At 40.9% G+C, this 19,040-nt stretch carries 13 protein-coding genes; 10 read left to right on the top strand and 3 right to left on the bottom strand.

The features are described from left to right. Positions 1-208: 208 nt before the first annotated feature. Positions 209-1,231, bottom strand: coding sequence for an AEC family transporter (locus tag PN499_RS17330; RefSeq protein ID WP_272033343.1), 1,023 nt, complete (start codon positions 1,229-1,231; stop codon positions 209-211). 343 nt (positions 1,232-1,574) lie between these two features. On the opposite strand from PN499_RS17330, the gene PN499_RS17325 reads away from it, so the two are divergent. The 7 genes from PN499_RS17325 to PN499_RS17295 all read left to right on the top strand — a co-directional run bounded on the left by PN499_RS17325 (position 1,575) and on the right by PN499_RS17295 (position 12,993). After that, positions 1,575-2,783 carry a Gfo/Idh/MocA family protein gene (locus tag PN499_RS17325; RefSeq protein ID WP_272033342.1) on the top strand — a complete coding sequence of 403 codons (1,209 nt, stop codon included), beginning with the start codon at positions 1,575-1,577 and terminating at the stop codon, positions 2,781-2,783. Positions 2,784-2,827: 44 nt separating this feature from the next. Beyond that, positions 2,828-3,745: a glycosyltransferase family 2 protein gene (locus tag PN499_RS17320; protein WP_272033341.1), complete on the top strand. Its 918-nt coding sequence runs from the start codon at positions 2,828-2,830 to the stop codon at positions 3,743-3,745. A gap of 14 nt (positions 3,746-3,759) precedes the next feature. Next, a complete protein-coding gene (locus PN499_RS17315) occupies positions 3,760-5,169 on the top strand; it encodes an ABC transporter substrate-binding protein (RefSeq protein ID WP_272033340.1) in 1,410 nt (469 codons plus the stop codon). A 57-nt stretch (positions 5,170-5,226) separates the two neighbouring features. Beyond that, complete coding sequence (locus tag PN499_RS17310; RefSeq protein ID WP_272033339.1) at positions 5,227-8,253, top strand: ATP-binding protein; 3,027 nt, start codon at positions 5,227-5,229, stop codon at positions 8,251-8,253. Continuing rightward, complete coding sequence (locus tag PN499_RS17305; protein ID WP_272033338.1) at positions 8,240-9,652, top strand: adenylate/guanylate cyclase domain-containing protein; 1,413 nt, start codon at positions 8,240-8,242, stop codon at positions 9,650-9,652. Before PN499_RS17310 ends, PN499_RS17305 begins: the two co-directional genes overlap by 14 nt. 173 nt (positions 9,653-9,825) lie before the next feature. Further along, positions 9,826-10,203, top strand: coding sequence for a response regulator transcription factor (locus PN499_RS17300; RefSeq protein ID WP_272033337.1), 378 nt, complete (start codon positions 9,826-9,828; stop codon positions 10,201-10,203). A gap of 252 nt (positions 10,204-10,455) precedes the next feature. Next, a complete protein-coding gene (locus PN499_RS17295) occupies positions 10,456-12,993 on the top strand; it encodes a vWA domain-containing protein (protein WP_272033336.1) in 2,538 nt (845 codons plus the stop codon). A 334-nt stretch (positions 12,994-13,327) separates the two neighbouring features. On the opposite strand, the gene PN499_RS17290 is transcribed toward PN499_RS17295, so the two are convergent. Together PN499_RS17290 and PN499_RS17285 are read right to left on the bottom strand one after the other, a co-directional pair. After that, positions 13,328-15,535 carry a serine/threonine-protein kinase gene (locus PN499_RS17290; protein WP_272033344.1) on the bottom strand — a complete coding sequence of 736 codons (2,208 nt, stop codon included), beginning with the start codon at positions 15,533-15,535 and terminating at the stop codon, positions 13,328-13,330. 218 nt (positions 15,536-15,753) lie between these two features. Continuing rightward, positions 15,754-18,078 carry a tetratricopeptide repeat protein gene (locus PN499_RS17285; RefSeq protein ID WP_272033335.1) on the bottom strand — a complete coding sequence of 775 codons (2,325 nt, stop codon included), beginning with the start codon at positions 18,076-18,078 and terminating at the stop codon, positions 15,754-15,756. A 101-nt stretch (positions 18,079-18,179) separates the two neighbouring features. Here PN499_RS17285 and PN499_RS17280 point away from each other — a divergent pair, with 101 nt between their 5' ends. From PN499_RS17280 to PN499_RS17270, 3 genes are all read left to right on the top strand, one after another. Continuing rightward, positions 18,180-18,329, top strand: a complete 150-nt coding sequence (locus tag PN499_RS17280; protein ID WP_272033334.1) for a hypothetical protein — start codon at positions 18,180-18,182, stop codon at positions 18,327-18,329. 215 nt (positions 18,330-18,544) lie between these two features. Continuing rightward, complete coding sequence (locus PN499_RS17275; RefSeq protein ID WP_272033333.1) at positions 18,545-18,667, top strand: hypothetical protein; 123 nt, start codon at positions 18,545-18,547, stop codon at positions 18,665-18,667. 1 nt (position 18,668) lies between these two features. Continuing rightward, the coding region (locus tag PN499_RS17270; RefSeq protein WP_272033332.1) for a pentapeptide repeat-containing protein at positions 18,669-19,040 on the top strand (372 nt) is incomplete at its 3' end.

Genomic DNA, 19,040 nt, shown 5'->3' with positions numbered 1-19,040 from the left:
CTGTGTTATTTACTATCCCTATCTGGTTATGGCTATTTGGGTTTTAAATATAGGCAGGAGGCAGGAGGTAAGTAGTAAGACATAATTAAACGTAGGGTGGGCGCTCGCCGACAAATATCTTCTGCTATGATTTACAGGCTTGTTGCGGCGAGCGCCCACCCTACGTTTAATTATGTCTTACTACTTACCTCCTGCCTCCTGCCTATATTTAAAACCCAAATAGCCATAACCAGATAGGGATAGTAAATAACACAGCTCCGCAGCCAATTGCTACAGTAGTTACTGCCAAATCTCTGTCTAAACCATATTTTTCGGCAAACAAAGTAGTAATAAAAGCTGGGGGCATACCCATCAGCAAAACTAACAAAAGTCTGGGCGGGCCAGTGATGCCAAAAAACATTAAGCCCGTGCCAACAACCAAAGGAGTTAATAACATTTTAATAGCGAGACAAGTCAATCCCTGTTTGAGATTATGAAAAGATGAAAGCTTACTCAATTGTATCCCAATCATAATTAAGAATAAAGTGATTACTGTCCAAGCACCCGTCTGCAATATTTTATCCGCTTGTGGAGGTAGTGGCAGAATTCGCACGACTAAGCCAATCCCAAAAGCCCATAATGCAGGATTTTTTAATATTGTCAAAAGGGGGCCTTTCCAACCTTTAATCTTGGGTGCAGTGCCGTAATAAGCTGCTAGTGCTACTCCGAATACATGGATACCGAGAGTAATACTTAAGTCATAAAATAATGCCCAAGCAAAGTAGTCCGCTCCCACTAAAGATAAAATAATCGGAAAGCCTAAAAAACCAGTATTTCCCACCATCATTGCAAACAAAAAACTGCCTTGAGTTGGTTTACTCCAAGCACTTTTTATCGCTCGGCTATCTTCCTCCAATGTTGCTATACTGTCAACATTTTTGGGATTTGTGAGGCCGCGAGAAATAGCTTGCAGACGCTCGTCGTTGACTCCTAAATCGATCCAAATCCAAGCTAATCCTGCCCCTACAAACAAAGCAGTCCACGCTGTTAAGGGAGAAATTATTAGGTATCCAGAGAGGTTAGCACGACGCATGAAAGCAATAATACTGAATGGTGCGCCGCAGAAAAATAGGAATTTTCCTAAGCCTGTGGAGGCTCCTTTGGGTAAGTAGCGACCGAGGATAAATCCTGTCAATACCCATCCAATTAGGGTGGCATAGAGTTTTACTAGGGGATTGTCTAAACTTAACATAGCTGATTAGATCTTGAGAAGTTCAGGGAGTAAGAGTATATACTAAGAAAACTATCAATTTCCTGAATATTGATGTAATATTAACTGGATATTGTATAGTAAAGTAGTAGAATGGGTACATATCCTCTCAAGAGATTTATCTTGATTGGATTGGATAATAGAGCCCACCTTACAAGAATTTGTCCTAACTGATGCAGGGGACTACCAGCAAGTATAATTGTAAGGTGGGCGCTCGCCGAGCATCATCTCTGGCTATAAGTTATAAGCGATTGGCGGCGAGCGCCCACCCTACGTTTAATGATGTCTGACCACTTATCAGCAAGCATAATTATTGGTTGTAGATATGTCATTGAATACTGAGCAGAAAAAGCTGAATCTGTTGATAATTGGTACTGGTATGTATGTTTGCGGCCGCAGTACCAAGGGTTATGGAACTGTGTTACCAGCGGTAATGCAGCAATATCAGGCGGGGATAATCGATCGGGTGTTAGTTGCTAGTAAGTCCGCTGAGTCTTTTGCTGTTTTTAATGCTAAGCTGGATGCTCTTCAGGAGTTAATGGGGATAGAGATGCCCTGTGTACGTTACCCCCAAGGGAATTGTACGGATGGCAATGCTTATCGAGAGGCGATCGCTAACTTGCCCGATCCAGGCGCGGTAATTATTACTACGCCGGATCATTTGCATACAGAGATGGCTTTAGCTGCGATCGCTAGTGGCAAGCACGTACTGGTGGTTAAACCCCTATCACCAACTGTAGCGGATGCAGAGCAAACGATCCAAGCTGCGGAAAAATATGGAGTTTACGGAGCTGTGGAGTTTCATAAACGCTGGGATTTAGCTAATTTGAAACTTCGCCAAGCGATCGCGGATGGTTCCATTGGCGATCCGCTGTACTTTCATGTAGAATTTAGCCAGCGCAAAATTATTCCGAGCGAAACTTTTTCCGCCTGGGTCGCTGATACTAATATTTTTCAGTATTTAGGTGTGCATTACGCCGATCTGATTTATTTTGTCACTCAAGCTTTACCCCGCCGAATTATTGCTACTGGACAAAAAAACTGGCTATCGCAACGCGGCATTTCCAGCTATGATGCGATTCAGGTATTGATTGAATGGTCACAGGGCTTTACATCTACAATTTTGACCAATTGGATCGATCCTAACTGCAATGGTGCGATGTCTCAGCAAAAAATTGAGGCGATCGGTACCGCAGGGAGGTTTGAGAGCGACCAAACAAAACGGGGCGTTCAGACTATAACTGACTTAGGGGGGATAGAAGATATTAACCCGTACTTCTGTCAACCTTATAGGAGGCTGGATAGCGAGTATACTGAATATCGAGGGTATGGCATAGACAGCATCACTCAATTTCTTAAAGATGTCGCATCGATCGTAGAAGGGGACAGTTCGCCTGCGGATTTTGAAGGGCGGAGACCGACATTTCGAGATGCTTTGGTATCGACAGCATTAGTCGAGGGTGCTAGATTAAGTCTGGAAAATGACAGTCAATGGGTGTATTTTACTGAAAAATTCCATCCCTATTTGAAATAAGCATGGTTTTACCCTAAGTTTCAGCCTGAAATCAACAGCAAATTATGGCAAAGCTTGTATCAATTATTGTTCCTTGCTTTAACGCTGAAAAATGGCTAAGAGCAGCCATAGAAAGCTGTTTTCAGCAGTCTTATAAGCTGATTGAGGTAATTGTAATTGATGATGGTTCTACCGATGGAAGCTTAGAGGCGATCAAAAGTTACGATGGTAAACTAACTTGGGAAACTGGGCCAAATAGAGGCGGAAATTATGCGAGAAATAGGGGGATGGAATTATCCCAGGGTGAATACATTCAATATCTTGATGCTGATGACTATTTACTTCCTGATAAAATTGAGCGGCAAGTTAAATTTTTAGAAGAAACAGGGGCCGATATTGTTTATGGGGATGTTAATTATCAGTATCATTTAGGGGATGGAGAAATTGTCCAGGAACCTGTCAATATTTTCGGAGTTTCGGGAAATTGTAAAGATGTGTTAGAATCTTTGTTGGCTTATGGCTGCTTACCTCCAATTGCCTATCTTTTTAAGAAAAGTACCATTGTTAATAGCATTAAATGGGATGAAACCTTAAAATGCGGACAAGATCGAGATTTTCTGATTTCTTTACTCATAAAAGGAGCGAAAATCATCTACCAACCAGGTTGTTATTCAATCTATCGCAAATATGGCAATGTGACAGTTTCTACGTCTAATAAAGCGCTGTTAGTAGAAAGTTTTTGTAGGATTTTGGCAAAAGCCGAAACTCAACTAATTCGGGCAGGAAAACTGGAATATAAGTATCAAAGAGCGATAGCCAAAGCATATTATTCAATGACTAAAAAGTATAGTAAAGATGTTGATTTGTGGTGTTATTGGCGATTGATTAGCAACTTTATTTTAATGTCAATTAAACTATTGCTAGCAAAAAATAAAAGGGCTATTCCCAAGTCCAAATTAAAAATAAACATCTTATCTAAATGAGGTTGAGAAAGACAATGCCTAAGCGAATATTTACATTGATATTCCTGTTTTTCCTATTTTTTGGGTTAGCTACTTGTAGCAATAATACTCCGACAAATCTCACGGGAAATTCACTACTACAACAAAATCAGAGTTTCCGAATTTGGTGGTCGCAAGGATTTTTACCAGAAGAGAATGAGGTAGTGGCGAGGCTCATAGATCGATGGGAAAAAGAAAGCGGTAAAAAAGCTGAATTAAGACTAATACCGCTCAATAGCATTGATGCTGAGACTCAAAAATCACTTAGGGATGGTAATCCTCCTGATGTGCTTTATAGTGCAACGGCAGAAACAAATTTGATTCCTAGTTTGGCGTGGCAAAATCAGTTAGCTGATGTCTCCGATCTGATTAAACCTCTTAAATATTTGTACAATTCTACGGCTTTAGAAGCCGTATATTTTCAGAACAGTATAGCTAAAAAACGGTCTTACTATTCAGTACCGATAGGACAGCAGGCAACACATATTTTGTATTGGCGAAATATCCTACAAGAAAGTGGTTTAAACGAGCAAGAAATTCCTGATGATTGGGATAATTTCTGGCAATATTGGAAACAAGCTCAGGATAGTTTGCGCCAAAATGGTAAGTCAGATATCTATGGCTTGGGTTTAACTATGTCAGCTTTAGGTACTGATACTTTTTTGATTTTTCAACAATTTTTGGAAGCCTATAATGTAAAAATCTTAGATAAAGATGGTAATTTATTGCTGAAAGATCCCGCAAACCGCGAGGGGATAATTAAGGCATTAAAACAGTACGCTAACTTTTACAAAGAGGGCTATGTACCCCCTAGTTCTGTAGAATGGAAAGACTCTGGGAATAATGTTAGTTTTCTGGAAAGTCAATCGCTAATGACGGCTAATGGTACGCTGTCAATTCCTTTAACGCAGAAGTTGGAGCAGAATCCCTACAATAAACTATCGACGGATCTTTATCTTAATAAGATGGTGACGAGAGGTTGGCCAGAAAAGCCAGGTGGAGGGGAACTCACTTCTATATTAGGTGTTAAGCAGATAGTTATATTTGAAGCTTCTCAACATAAAGCAGAAGCTAAAAGTTTTCTTTCCTATTTGCTGAAACCGGAAAACTTAAATCAGTTTCTTAAAGAGGGAGGTAAGGGGCGAATCATTCCAGTCATGCCAAAACTTTTGCAGGATTCCTATTGGAATAATCCCACAGATCCGCACATACCGATAGCGATTAAGCAACTTAATGGCTTGACTCGCCCTAGCTATGAAGTATTTAATCCTGCTTACAGTGAGGTGCTTTCTCAGAATATTTGGTCTAAGGCTATTCTGAGTATTGTTAAAGATGGATTATCACCTGAGCAAGCTGGAGACGAAGCAATAGCTAAGATTGAACAGATTTTTGCTGAATGGAAATGAAGTTAAAGGTATAATGTTAACAGTTAAATATTAACATTATTTATTAAGAGGTAAACAATGAAGTTTTGGAAACGTAGCCTACTAAATCAACTTGTCAGCTATTTTTCAGTATTGTCAGTGGTGACGGTGAGTATTGTGGCTTGGGCTGCTTATACTCGTGCTAAAGATGCTTTACAGCAATCTGTTCAAGATCGTTTAACGGTGGCGACTTCCCTGAAGGAATTTCAACTTAATCAATGGGTTGAAACTCAACGCAAGGATGTGCTTTTAATGAGCCAATTGCCAGAAATACAACAACAAATAGCTATTTTGCTAACTGTAGATAACTTAGACCCCAGCTATAAAATAGCTGTCGAGCGCCTCACAAAATATTTTTCAGATATAATTGCTGTTAAACCAAGTTTGCAAAGTGTTCTCATTACCACGAATGGAGGATTTGTAATATTTGTTTATGGAGAAAACACGAATATTCAAGGTAAATTTAGACCTTTAGGAGATCCCACCACTTATTTTACTCGTGAAGGTGCTAATGCAGTTGTTCCCAACTTTTACGCCTCAAATGGAAAATCTGCTATCACTTTTGCCACCCCAATTTTAGATAGAAATGGTGTCAAAATGGGTGCGATTGCTGTTAACTTGGATCTTAAAGGTGTAGACGACTTAATTAGGGAAAAAACTGGATTGGGCAAGACAGGAGAAACTTATTTGGTGGGTCGAGCCAATAATAGAAATATCTTTATATCAGGTGATGAAAAAAACACCAAGTCAGACGAAGGTGTGAATAGCTTTGGTATTGATGCCGCGCTTGCCAAAAACAACGGTCAAGGGCTTTATAAAAACTATAAAAAAGTTCCAGTTATTAGTAACTATCGTTGGCTCACCAATCAAAATCTCGCATTACTAGCAGAAATGAGCCAAGCAGAAGCTTTTGAACCGGCCAACAGACTAGCCAGAGAAATCTTGCTGATTGGATTGAGTTCGGCTGGCATTTTATTAGTAGCAGTTTATCTGATGTCGCGCCGGATTACTCAGCCAATTCTGGCGATTGCCAACACTGCAATAGAAGTAGCTAGTGGGAATTTGAACTCCTCAGCACCAGTTCTCACCGAAGATGAAATTGGGATTTTGGCACAAGCTTTTAACCAGATGACTGGTCAACTAAAACTTTCAAATCTAGAGCTTTCAAATTACAGTCAAACTCTTGAACAGCGGGTGACAGCAGCTACAGCAGAACTTCAAGATACTATGAGTTATCTAGCCTCAATTATCGATACAATTGCTGATGGCTTGTTAGTCACAAATTCTAACGGGAGAATCACTCGCTTTAATCCAGCTCTTACTAATATGTTTGCACTCGATCGCCTCGATTTAACAGGTAAATTTACTGAGGAGGTGTTCGGGAGTGAAGTATCTAAATTGATAGATAATACTAAACAGCCTCCTCACGAAATTTCAACTGTAGAGTTAGCGCTGGAAGGTGGCAGATTTGCTAAGGGTTCCGCAGTTGCAATTCTTAAAAAAGCTGCATCTGAGAGCAAAGATCCCACTTATATTGGTTCCGTGATTTTGATTCGAGATATTACTGCGGAAAAAGAAGTGGATCAGATGAAAACAGATTTTATTTCTACCGTTTCTCACGAACTACGAACTCCCCTTACTTCTGTTCTAGGTTTTGCTAAACTTATTCAGAAAAAATTAGAGGAGAATGTCTTCCCAATCGTGGTGACAGAGGATAAAAAAGTTCAGCGGGCAGTTAAACAAGTAGGAGATAATCTTCAGATTATTGTTACCGAAGGTCAACGCCTAACAGACCTGATCAATGACCTTTTAGATGTTGCCAAAATGGAGGCAGGTAAGATAGATTGGAAGATGCAACCAATAAAGGTAGATGAGTTTATCGATAGAGCAATTGCTGCAACTTTTGCTCTGTTTGAAAACAAAGGACTAGAGCCAATTAAAGATATAGAAGAGAATCTACCTGAATTGGTTGGAGATCGGGATAAATTGATTCAAGTAATGATTAATTTGCTTTCTAATTCAATCAAGTTTACCGATAAAGGCTCTGTAACTTGCCAAGCTAAAAAAATTGGCGATAAAATTAAGATTAGCATCATCGATACAGGTATGGGAATCAGCGAATCCGACCAACCAAAAGTATTTGAAAAGTTTAAGCAAGTCGGTGAAACCTTAACAGATAAACCGAAAGGTACTGGTCTAGGTCTGCCGATTTGTAAGCAAATTATAGAGCATCATGGCGGCAAAATTTGGGTAGAAAGTGAGTTGGGTAAGGGCAGTAATTTCTCGTTTATATTGCCCTTAAAGCCAGCAGAAGAAGCGGAATCGAGCCTCAAGAAGCTAGACATGACTACCTTCCTTAAACAGTTGAGAGATCATGTTTCTAATGCTACACTGGCTGGCAATGAACAGAAGAAAACTATTCTAGTTGTGGATGATGAAGCTAACCTCCGTCAACTACTAACACAACAATTGGAGGCAGAAGGTTACATCGTCAAGGAAGCAAAAGACGGTAAGGAAGCAGTTGTCATGGCTAAACAGGAACTACCAGACTTAATTATTTTAGATGTGATGATGCCGGAGATGAATGGTTTCGATGTGGCAGCTATTCTCCGAAACGATCCGATGACGATGAGCATTCCTATTGTAATTAATTCTGGTATTGAAGATAAAGAAAGAGGTTATCGTATTGGAGTGGATCGCTATTTTGTGAAGTCCAGTGATTCAGAACCTATGCTTCAAGAAATTGGCTGGCTGCTATCTCAAGGCTCTTCCAAAAAGAAAGTTTTAATTGTGGATGAAAATGTGTCAGAAGCCAGAAGTTTAGCCGATGTGTTGAAAGCGAGAGGTTACAGCGTCACAGAAGCTCTTACGGGTGAAGAGTTCAGAAATAAGGCGATGTCTGTGAAACCCGATTTAATTATTGCTAATGCTGATGTTTGGCACAAATCTGAAATCTTGCAAGCTCTGAGATTTGAAAAAGATTTAGAAAACACTTTCTTCCTGATGTTAGGAGAAAATAAAGGAGATACTATACAGATAGATATAAAAACACATGAGCCAAATTAGCCTTAAACGCCTTGTTTCTCAAAAAGAAGCATTATATCTAATTCATACTCTTCTCAGTGTGATCGATACGCGCATCAGCATTCAGACTGTTGACGGTAGATTATTAATGGGCGACTCTAGTCAGAGTCAATCTCAATATCCTGTGGAAGTGGATGGAGAGGTAATTGGATGGGTTTTAGGAGAGCCAAAAGCTGCTGCTATCGCTTCTTTACTAACCTATTTAGCCGCTCAAGAATTAGAAAAAAAGACTTTAGCAAAAGAAGTATTAGATAAATATCGAGAAATTAATCTCTTTTACGCTCTTTCCGAGAAGCTAACGGCTTGTTTAGATGTGCAAGAAATTGCTAAATTGGTAATTCTTGAAGCTCAAAAACTGATTCAGGCCACAAACATTTCTGTAATGTTACTCGATCCTCAAAGCCAAAAACTGGAGATCGCTGTCGCTGATGGCAAAGAGTCACAAACTAAAATGCAGTTGTCTCCTGGTATAGGGATTGCTGGCAGCGTATTTTTAAACAATAAAGCGGAAATAGTTAATAATGTTTGGAACGATCCTCGGTTTGTAGCTGGTGAGAATTCTATTATTTCTTTGATCTGTGCACCGCTTAAAACTCAGAATGGTTGCCTCGGTGTGATTAATATTAGTAGCGAAGAACCTGCGAATTACAAAGCCCAAGATTTGAAATTTGCCACGAGTCTTGCTTCCATAGCAGCGGCAGCGATTGAGAATGCTATGCTCCATAAAAATAAGCTGCAAGAAGAGCGGATTAAAAGCCAATTGGAACGTTACATTCCGCCGCAATTAGTAAATGCAATTATTACCGCAAAAGAAGGTGATATCTCTTTGGCTCCGGCGAAGAAAAGCATAGCTATTTTATTTTCAGATATTAGAAATTTTACTACTAAATGTGAAGAATTACCACCCGAAATGATTGTGGGATACTTGAACGAATATTTTACCCACATGGTAGATGTGATTTTTAGCCACGAAGGGACTGTGAATAAGTTTGTAGGGGATATGATTGTAGCAATGTTCGGCGCACCTGCAAAACTGATAGATAATGAGAAGCAGGCGATCGCGGCAGCGATTGGAATGCAATTGAGGTTAAGAAATATTCCTGTTGACTGGATTAAAGAAAATTTTCTTACGGGTATTGGCATTAGTTCTGGCGAGGTAGTTATTGGTAACATCGGATCGCCGCAACACCTTGACTATACTGCAATCGGCGATGAAGTAAATTTGGCATCGCGGTTGCAAGGCATCGCTAAAGGGGGACAGATCCTTGTCAGCGGCAGTGTCTATGAAGCTACTAAAGGCTTTTTTACCTATCGCGAAGTTGGAAACATCACGGTGAAAGGAAAACGCAAAAGTGTGGACGTTTTTGAGGTAATATATTAGGGAAAGGGTGAGTGGCTAGTGGTAAGTTGCTATTCGTTAGTTGTTAATGGTCAATTATTAAGGGCTAGTTATTAGTAGAAATCCCACAATAAACAACTACTATAACAATAACTAATAAAGACTAACCACAACTACTAACCACTAACTGCTGACAATTACCATCAGGACTAAAAATGACTAAAAAAATCCTAATTGTGGATGATGAGCCTCATCTCAGGATGCTGTTAGAACAAACTTTAGAGGAACTAGAAGATGAAGGAGTCGAGTTGCTAACTGCGGAGAATGGTGAGATAGCCTTAGCAACAATCCAGTTAGAAAAACCCAATCTAGTTTTTCTGGATGTGATGATGCCAAAAATGAGCGGATTTGATGTCTGCAATCAAGTCAAAAATGTCCTGAAACTCACAGAGGTTTATATTATTATGCTCACAGCTAAGGGTCAAGAATTCGATAAGAAGAAAGCTGAGGAAATGGGGGCGGATTTGTACTTAACTAAGCCTTTCGATCCTGATGAAGTGTTAGAAAAAGCTCAAGAAATTCTAGGGGTTTGATATTCTCTCAATACACAAATCAAGTACAGAATTAATATGGTATGTAATATCACTTTCAAGACAGGTTGGGCAATTTACGCATTAATATGCTGACGGAGTGCGATCGCAGTTAAACCTACTGCTAGAGTTACCATCCTCCCTAAGTATTAATGCTTATTTAAACTCACAGGAGATTTTTCTGAATAGGCCTTGACATAGACTAGAGTATGTGTGATAGTTAAGTTGATGAATAAATCAACAAAGGTTATAACTATGGCACGGCAAGCAAAACAAGCATCCCAAGTCAAACCTCAAAATTCCAGCAGTCAAGCAATCTCCAATACTCGCACCAAATTTACTCTCTACAATTTTGCTGGTAGCGAAAAAGCATTCTATCTAGTTGACCGCATTAATTTAGAAAGAAAGCCTGATAATATCCCTGAAAAATCAGTTGCTCATAACATTATCATCATCGATCGTTCCGGCTCTATGTACTATGACTTAGAGCCGCTGAAAGACACGCTAATCAAGCTTTTGACCTTAGATGAATACAATAATTATCAGCTACTTATCAGCTTGATTTCCTATGCCTCTCATGGGGATGTAACTTGTCATTTTCAACGCATTCCGATTCAAGAAGTAATGCAGCTTAACTCATCCTACATTCAGGAAATCAAGAAAATCAAGACTGGCTCGTTTACGGGAATGTCTCAGTCGATGAAACTAGCTAAGTCTTTGATTAAAGAGGGTGAACTGACTGCTATTAATTTACATACAGATGGCTATGCCAACGATCCGAGTGCGAATTCAGAAGCCGCCGCCTTAGAAAGAATTTGCGAAGAATTGAAAGGCATGGATGTCTTTGCTAACACGATCTCCTATTCCAGTGCTGACTTTAAATTACTCTCCAAAATTGCCAACACCTTATCAGGTAATTGTATCCGAGCAGGGGAAGTCAAAATGGTTTATGATGCTCTTTATGATACAGCCAAACTGTTAGGTAGTAGCGTTGCACCACCGCTGGAAGAACCGTTGATTAAGGAATACGATTATCAAGTTTTTGTTTCCAAGAGTGCGAAAAAAGTCAACGGTTCATCAACCACTCTGAAAATTTGCGGCCTCAAAGCAGATGATGAGGGACTGTTTTACAAATATCAGAAAGTCAGCAAAGAGGAGTATGATAAATTAGATATTCCCGTTGCTCAAACAGATGAATCAGTGTTCGCTTTTGCGAAGGCTAACTTGGCGAATGGCAATTTGAATACTGCTAAGTATGCAACAGCGAGTACCTTTGATGCTACCTTAACAGAAAGACACGCTAAGGCTTTAACAAATGCAGCAATAGCTGACTTTACTGAAGACTTAGAACAGACCATTTTTGAGCCAAATGTGTTGGCTAGTCACGAAATTGGCGATCGCGTAAAAGTCAGCGATAAAATCACTTTGCTGGAGTTGATCGAGATATTAGAGGAACACAGCAACAGTATTATTATCAATCTCAAACACTTGCAGGAAAATTATCAACGCAAAGGTTTAAAACGCATTGAAGGGAAGCGAGATGAAAATGGAAACTTGGTCAAACCTTGGCTTAAAACTGAATTTTTAGATGGTGGTGAGTACGTGCGGATGGGTTCATTTGCTATCAATCAAAATACCGCAACCATTAATATGTTGATAACCAGGAAAGTTAAGCTGGTAAAAGTTGAGGATGACACTCAGATCGATGAAGTAGCGGGAATTTTGGTTAACGATCTCAATACTTTCAACAATTATACGATTGTTAGCGACGGCGAAGTGAATGTTAAGTCACTCCGCATTAAAATCAGTAGCAACGCCGTCTTTGATTTGCTAAAACAGCGCGGTCTAATTAAAAAAGATGGTTTACCTGCTGATGAATTTGATTTCCGTTCCGAGTACGATCTCAAGTTAGATAGTTTGCCGCTTGTACCTTTTGATGGACGTTACAATAGTCTGAATGGCGTGTTTGAGGAATTGGCAAAAATTAAAGTTGTTTCCAGTATTTTATCTGCTCATTTGAAGGCAGAATCAGAGACTTACACGGCGGAACAATTGGAGGAATTGAAACAGCATTATCTGTCAAAAAGCCTCTACATCAATTTTCCCACTACGACGGAATACACCGATTTAAAGGATGCGATCGCCAACGGTTCAGTAGATTCGCGAGTTAGTTTCAAAATTGATATTGGTAGCAAAGAGATTCTCAATTTTGGCAAATTCCACTCTGCTAACAAGTTCCTGGATCGCCTCTATGAGGTTTATCATCAAGATACTGGGGAAAAGTTGGATAAACCAACCTTTGATGCTATCTTAGAGCAGTCGGTAATTTTTGGACATAAGACTCTTTCATCACGTACTAAAGTTACTAAAGTTGATGACTTGATGAAGCTGATTTTTGATGACTTTTTAGGGTTGGAAAATAACGGAATTGTTACAGATATTTTGTCTAAGGTGGGTGCAGATAGTTTGCTGCGACTTTTGCAAGCGAAATGGAAGGGAGAGGAGGTAAAGCGAGAGGAGTTTGTTGTAGCTTTAGCTAGTGCAAATGAGCGACTGGAAGCTTATGCTGAAAAGGTGTATAGCGAGAAGGTTTCGCCGTTAGTTTTTTATATAGGTTCGACTGGATTGATACCCGATGAAATGGAGGCTAAGGCTGCTACTGCTGATGAAATTGGTGCTAAATATGGGAATTTGCAATTCTCTAAAGATGAGCAAGAGGGGATGTTTTTTGAAGTGGGAGATTGCATTATTAGCGTGTATGCTAAGAATGAGTATTTCACAGTAGGGAAGTAAGAATTAGGGTGGGCAAAATGCCCACCTTTCGCTTTTTATGACACATCCGGTTATGTTATCCCTCTTTTGTCACTGAGCGGGAGATAAAAACTTAGGCGACCACCAAACTCGCAGCAGAAAAAGGTAGAATGAGAGTCGGAAAATTATCCATTAATTGGATTAATTCACAGAACTTTCGTCTAAGGCCACGAATAGGAAATACCTCTAACCAAGTCGAGATTAAACAGTAAAAAATATATTGATACAATCTGCATTGTTGAGTTAACTTCAGAAGAGCGACCACCTGCCTTCTGCCACCTGCCTCCACTGTTGCATAATTTTGGACAATTAGGTATTATTTAGCATCACCCCCTTGTTTAAGCCGATCGATCTGAAACTGTGCATCCCGATAACCCCCCGATCGCCCTTGATCTAAATAGAGTTTCCCAGCTTTTTCAAAATCACTAATCGCCCCTGGTTTATCTCCTAAAATACTGCGTACAGTTCCTCTACCTACATAAGCAGCCGCGAAATTAGGATTGAGGCGAATTGCCTGCACGTAATCCGCGAGAGCGCCATCATAATTCTTCAGATCGTAGTGCATCTTAGCTCGATTAGAATAAGCTTCATAATCATTAGGATTAAGCCCAATCGCCGCCGTATAATCTGCAACCGCGCCCTCCCGATCTCCCGCCGCAGAGTGAGCTAAACCTCGGTTACTGTAAGCACTGTCATTTTTAGGATTCACCTTGATCGCCTGAGAACAATCATCAATTGCCTTCTGATAATCCTTCAAGTTCAAATAAGCAATACAGCGGTTATTATAAGGAACAGAATCTTGAGAATTGAGCGCGATCGCCTGAGTGCAATCATCAATCGCTGCCTGATGCGCTCCTAAATTTAACTGCGTACTGCATCGATTAGCATAAGCATCTACGCTTTTAGAATCAATCCGAATTACCTGAGAGTAATCTGCCAACGCACCTTTATAATCACCTAAATGAAAACGAGCTCTCCCTCGACTATAATAAGCGTCAACATTGCTAGGTTCCAGACGAATTGCTTCCGTATAATCGCCCATAGCTCCTTGCAAATCAGCACCAGCAGCTCGTGCCATTCCCCGCGCATGGTGAGCTTTAGCAAGACTAGGTTGTAACCGAATTACCTGAGTAAAATCCTTAATCGCAACTGGATAATCTTGTAAGCCAAAATAAGCAAGTCCGCGCTCATAATAAGCATCAGGATCGTTAGGTTGGAGTTTCAAGAGCTGAGTATAGTCTTCGATCGCCCCTCGCAGATCCTTAATCTCGAAACGGGTTAAGCCTCTGTTAAAATAAGCCTTGACATAGTTCGGATCGAGAGCGATCGCTTGAGTGTAATCCGCGATCGCCCCCTCGTAGTTTTTCAAGTCATAATTAGCATTTGCCCGCTTGTAAAAAACCTCAGCACTCTGTGGATTTAGCTGAATCGACTTGTTAAAAGCCGCGATCGCCCCCGCTGCATCTCCCACCTGTGATTTTTCCACACCGCGATCGAAATATTCCTTAGCTTTTACCGGATTAGGACGGTTAAAAAAAATGAGCAGCCACACCAGTGCGATCGCACCCCCAATTCCTAACAACACCAACCATAGCCGAGAGTCGAGACGAGGTAGCGATCGCCCGCCAGACATCCCCATTTTTGTAGTAAAACTAGCCTGTTGTTCCCCATCTCTAGCATCTGGGCGATTGTTGAGTTTTCTTAGCGCCGCCAACACCTCCGCCGCCGACTGATACCGCTTTCCGAAATGGTGATGAACCATTTTGTCTAAAATATTCGCTAATGCTGTAGAACATTGAGCGCGATTTCGCCAAATCATACCCCCTGTATGAGAAGGATGAGGATCTTGCAATTTCGGTAAATCTGTACCTGGTAAACCCGTAATCGCTTGAATAGCCATCATCCCCACTGCATAAAGATCGCTATTAAATTGAGGATTGCCTTGGAATTGTTCAATCGGCATATAAGAAGGAGTCCCAGTCGCAATTGTCCGGGGGATTTCTCCTGAAAAATTAGCAATTTGAGTGCTAACTTCTTTAACAGATCCGAAGTCAATTAAAACTAACTTACTATCAGGTTTACGCCGAATTAAATTCGAGGGATTAACATCTCGGTGAATCACACCTTGATCGTGAACAAAAATCAAAATTTCTAAAATCTCTTCCAACAGAGACAACACTCGCTCTTCCGGCCAAGGGCGACCGGGCAAAATTTCCTTTGTTAACGGATGACCGGGAATAAATTCTTCAACTAAGTAAAACTGATTTCCCTCTTCAAAGTAAGCTAATAAAAATGGAATTTGATTGTGTTTTCCCAACTTTTCTAAAATTTCTGCCTCTTGTTTAAATAAGCGCTGAGCAGTTTTAAGAATAGTAGAAGTATTGCTAGGAGGTCGCAGTTGCTTGACCACACATTGAGGATGGCCGGGCCGACGAGTATCCGCCGCCAGATAAGTCTGTCCAAAAGCCCCTGAACTAAGAATTTGAACAACGCGGTAACGTCCATCCAAAAGTTGACCAATCATGTTCATAAATAAGGATAATGGGTAATGGGGAATGGGTAATTGCTAATTGCTAATTGCTAATTGCTAATTGCTAATTGCTAATTGCTAATTGGTGATTGGTAATTGGTAATTGGTAATTGGTGATTGCAAATTTGACAACGGATTCGGCAATAGATTTAACTGATGGGTTAACAGTTATCAGTTATCAGTTAACAGTTAACCGTTAACCGTTAACAATATTATGGGCTAATTTGTGCCTGTGCATTTTTGTAAGCATCGGCCCTACCTTGCTCCAGAAATAGCGTTGCAGCCTTCTGAAAATCTTCATTGGCTCCTAAGCGATCTTTCAGTTCCCGGCGGATGATTCCCCGACTATAATAAGCAGTAGCATTATTAGGGCTCAGACGGATTGACTGAGCAAAATCTTCAATCGCAGAACCATAATTTTTGATTTCCGAGTAGACAATCCCGCGATTGCTGTAAGCAACTGCGTCGCTAGGATTAAGCCGAATTGCTTGAGAGAAATCTTCAATGGCTCCTTGTTTATCTCCAATGGCAGAACGAGCCAAACCTCGATTGCTGAAAGCTTTAGGATTGTTGCCAGTAATCCCAATAGTCAAGCTGCAATCTTCAGAGGCTTTCTGATAATCTCCTAAATTCAAACGAGCAATGCACCGATTATTGTAAGCCTCAGCATTTTTGGGATCGAGGGCAATTGCCTGAGTACAATCTTCAATGGCTTTATCGTAAGTTGCCAGATTTAAATAAGCGCTGCAACGGTTGGTATAGGCATCAGCTTGGTTGGGGTCTAATACAATTGCTTGACTGTAATCTTCCATTGCTCCTTTGTAATCTGCCAGATTAAATCTGGCTCGACCTCGGCTGTAGTAAACGCTGGCTTGTTTGGGGTTAAGTTCAATTGCTTGGGTAAAATCTGACATTGCGCCTTGTTTGTCGCCAGCGGCTGAACGAGCTAAGCCTCGGTTACTGTAAGATTTAGCATCGTTAGGATTGAGGCGAATTGCTTGGGTGTAATCTTCAATAGCAGTTTTGTAATCTCCCAATTCATAATAACCTAAAGCTCGTTGGTAATAAGCCTCTGCATCGTTGGGGTTGATCCGAATTACTTGGGTAAAATCCTGAACGGCGCTACGTCTATCTTCGATATCAGTGTAGGCTAGACCTCTGTTATAGTAAGCTTTAACATTGTTAGGATCGACTTGAATTGCTTGGGTGTAATCCTGAATTGCTTGTTGGTATGCTCCTAAATCGTAGTGAGTATTGGCCCGTTTGTAATAAGCCTCTGCATCGCGAGAATTGAGTCCTATTGCTTGGGTGTAATCTGCGATCGCACCTGCTTTATCGCCTTGCTTTGCTTTTTGAACGGCGCGTTCGTAAAACTCTTTTGCTCTGGCGGGAGCTTGGCGCTGCCAGAAGTAAATTATGATTGCGGCTAGGATTAAAGCGCCTGCGATACCAGCTAGCACGAAGTAAATATTTTTCTGGGGTTGCTTCTGTACTGGTTGACTCATAGCAGGACTAGCCATTGTTTGGGGTGGAGGAGAAACTGGAGAGGGCGAAATAATCTCTTTGAGGGCAGATAAGACTTCGGCGGCAGATTGATAGCGATCGCTAACAGGTAAGATCGTTTTATCGAGGATATCTGCTAGAGCCCCAGAGCAAGAGATGCGATCGCGATCGAGGATTTTATCGGTGTCAACCTCGGATTTTCGCTTTTTCAATTCTTCTACAGACAATCCCATTAGTCCTTGGATCGCAATCATCCCCAGACTATAAATATCAGTGTTAAAATGCGGGTTGCCTTGGGACTGTTCGTTAGGTGTGTAAATAGAAACTTCATTACCCGATCGCCGTCGTTCCCCCTTGGTATCGGCAATTTTCTTCTCTTTCTTGGTAAGGATAACCCTGCTTTCTTCCTCTTCTGTCTGAGAACTCTCCTCTTCCTGCTTGGTAAGGGAGGAAGACAATTTGGCGTGGCGATCGCCATTTGAGTTGGAGGTGACAGAGACAGAGGTTTCGGGTAGTGGTACGGAATTAGACAAGGGATTAATTTCTTTGTCTAACCGAAAACCAATTAAAACTAACTTGCCATCAGACTGTCGGCGGATTAAATGGTCGGGTTGAATGTTGCGGTGGATGACCCCGTTCTCGTGTACAAAGGTTAAAATCTCTAACACTTCTTCCAAAACAGCGATCGCTTGTTCTTCCGTCCAGGGTTTACCCGCTGTTAGTTCGCGAGTTAGAGGTTCTCCGACAATCAGTTCTTCAACTAAATATAAATTTTGATTTTCTTCAAAATAAGCTAATAATGACGGGATTTTGTCATTTTTTCCCAGTTTTTCGATGATTTCTGCTTTTCTTTGAAATATGACTTTGATAATTTGGGGCGTTTCCGCAGTCTTACCGGGAATTCGGAGCTCTCTGACGACACATTGGGGATAACCTGGCCGGCGAGTATCCGCCGCCAGATAAGTTTTCCCCAAGCTATTTGAGCCAATGACTTTAATAATGCGGTAACGTCTATCTACAAGTTGGCCAATCATGTCATACCCCCAGCCCTATTAATGCTTGATTGTGGCACAGAATGAGGCTAGCAGGGGCAAAAAGCTAGGGAGTTTTAAGCTTTGGAGGGGAAAGGGGGAAAATGGCAGTTGCCGAAATAGGGATGGGCGATCGCGATCAGAAGGAAGAAGGAAGAGGGAAGAGGGAAGAAGGAAGAGGGAAGAAGGAAGAAGGCTTTATTCTATCTAGGATAGAGGGAAAATGCAGTAAAATCAATGGTTTCAACAATTGAAAACCTTCTTTAAGCCTTGGGGTTGCTATAGCTTCACCCTTGCCTGTGCGATCGCTACTCCTGAAGAGGTTGACGAACATTGATAGCGATACTTGAGAGAATTGAGAAGTTAGTGACAGGTTGAAATTGATGTAAGGGGGAATTTATCTTCTTGAAAAATCACATCACTTCATGAAACTGGAATATGCTGTATATTAATGTATCTGCGACTTCCTATGATCGGATATAAGAGCAAATTGGGTTATATTGGCAAAATCGGGATGCTCTCAACTAAATCTGCCTACGCAATGACAGAAATAATTACCATGACGGGATGGATGCGATCGAGTCACTATTAATATGCCTCAAGACTTCTCTGGTCAAAATCTCCGAGGTCGCTCTTTTAAGGGTAGAAAAGACCTTGCGGGGGCAAACTTCAGCTATGCCGACATCCGAGGGACAAACTTTACCGATACTAACCTCATAGGGGCAAATTTCAGTCATGCTCAAGCTGGACTGCAACGCCGCTGGACAATTTTTCTAGTCTTAGTCTCATTACTTATATCCGCACTATCGGGATTTTTTTCCGCAGTCGCTGGTTTTTGGATCGCAATTTTTTTCACTCCTGATAATATCAAAACATTGACTATTATTCCTGGAGTCCTTGTCTTAATAGTGTTGGCAGTATTTTTTATTGTCACCATCCGCCAAGGTTTAGGGGCAGTGGCAGGG

The organism is Kamptonema animale CS-326 (assembly GCF_028330895.1).
GTDB lineage: Bacteria > Cyanobacteriota > Cyanobacteriia > Cyanobacteriales > Microcoleaceae > Kamptonema > Kamptonema formosum.
Note: the sequence above shows the minus strand (reverse complement) of the source record. Positions and strands in the feature narration are given on the sequence as shown.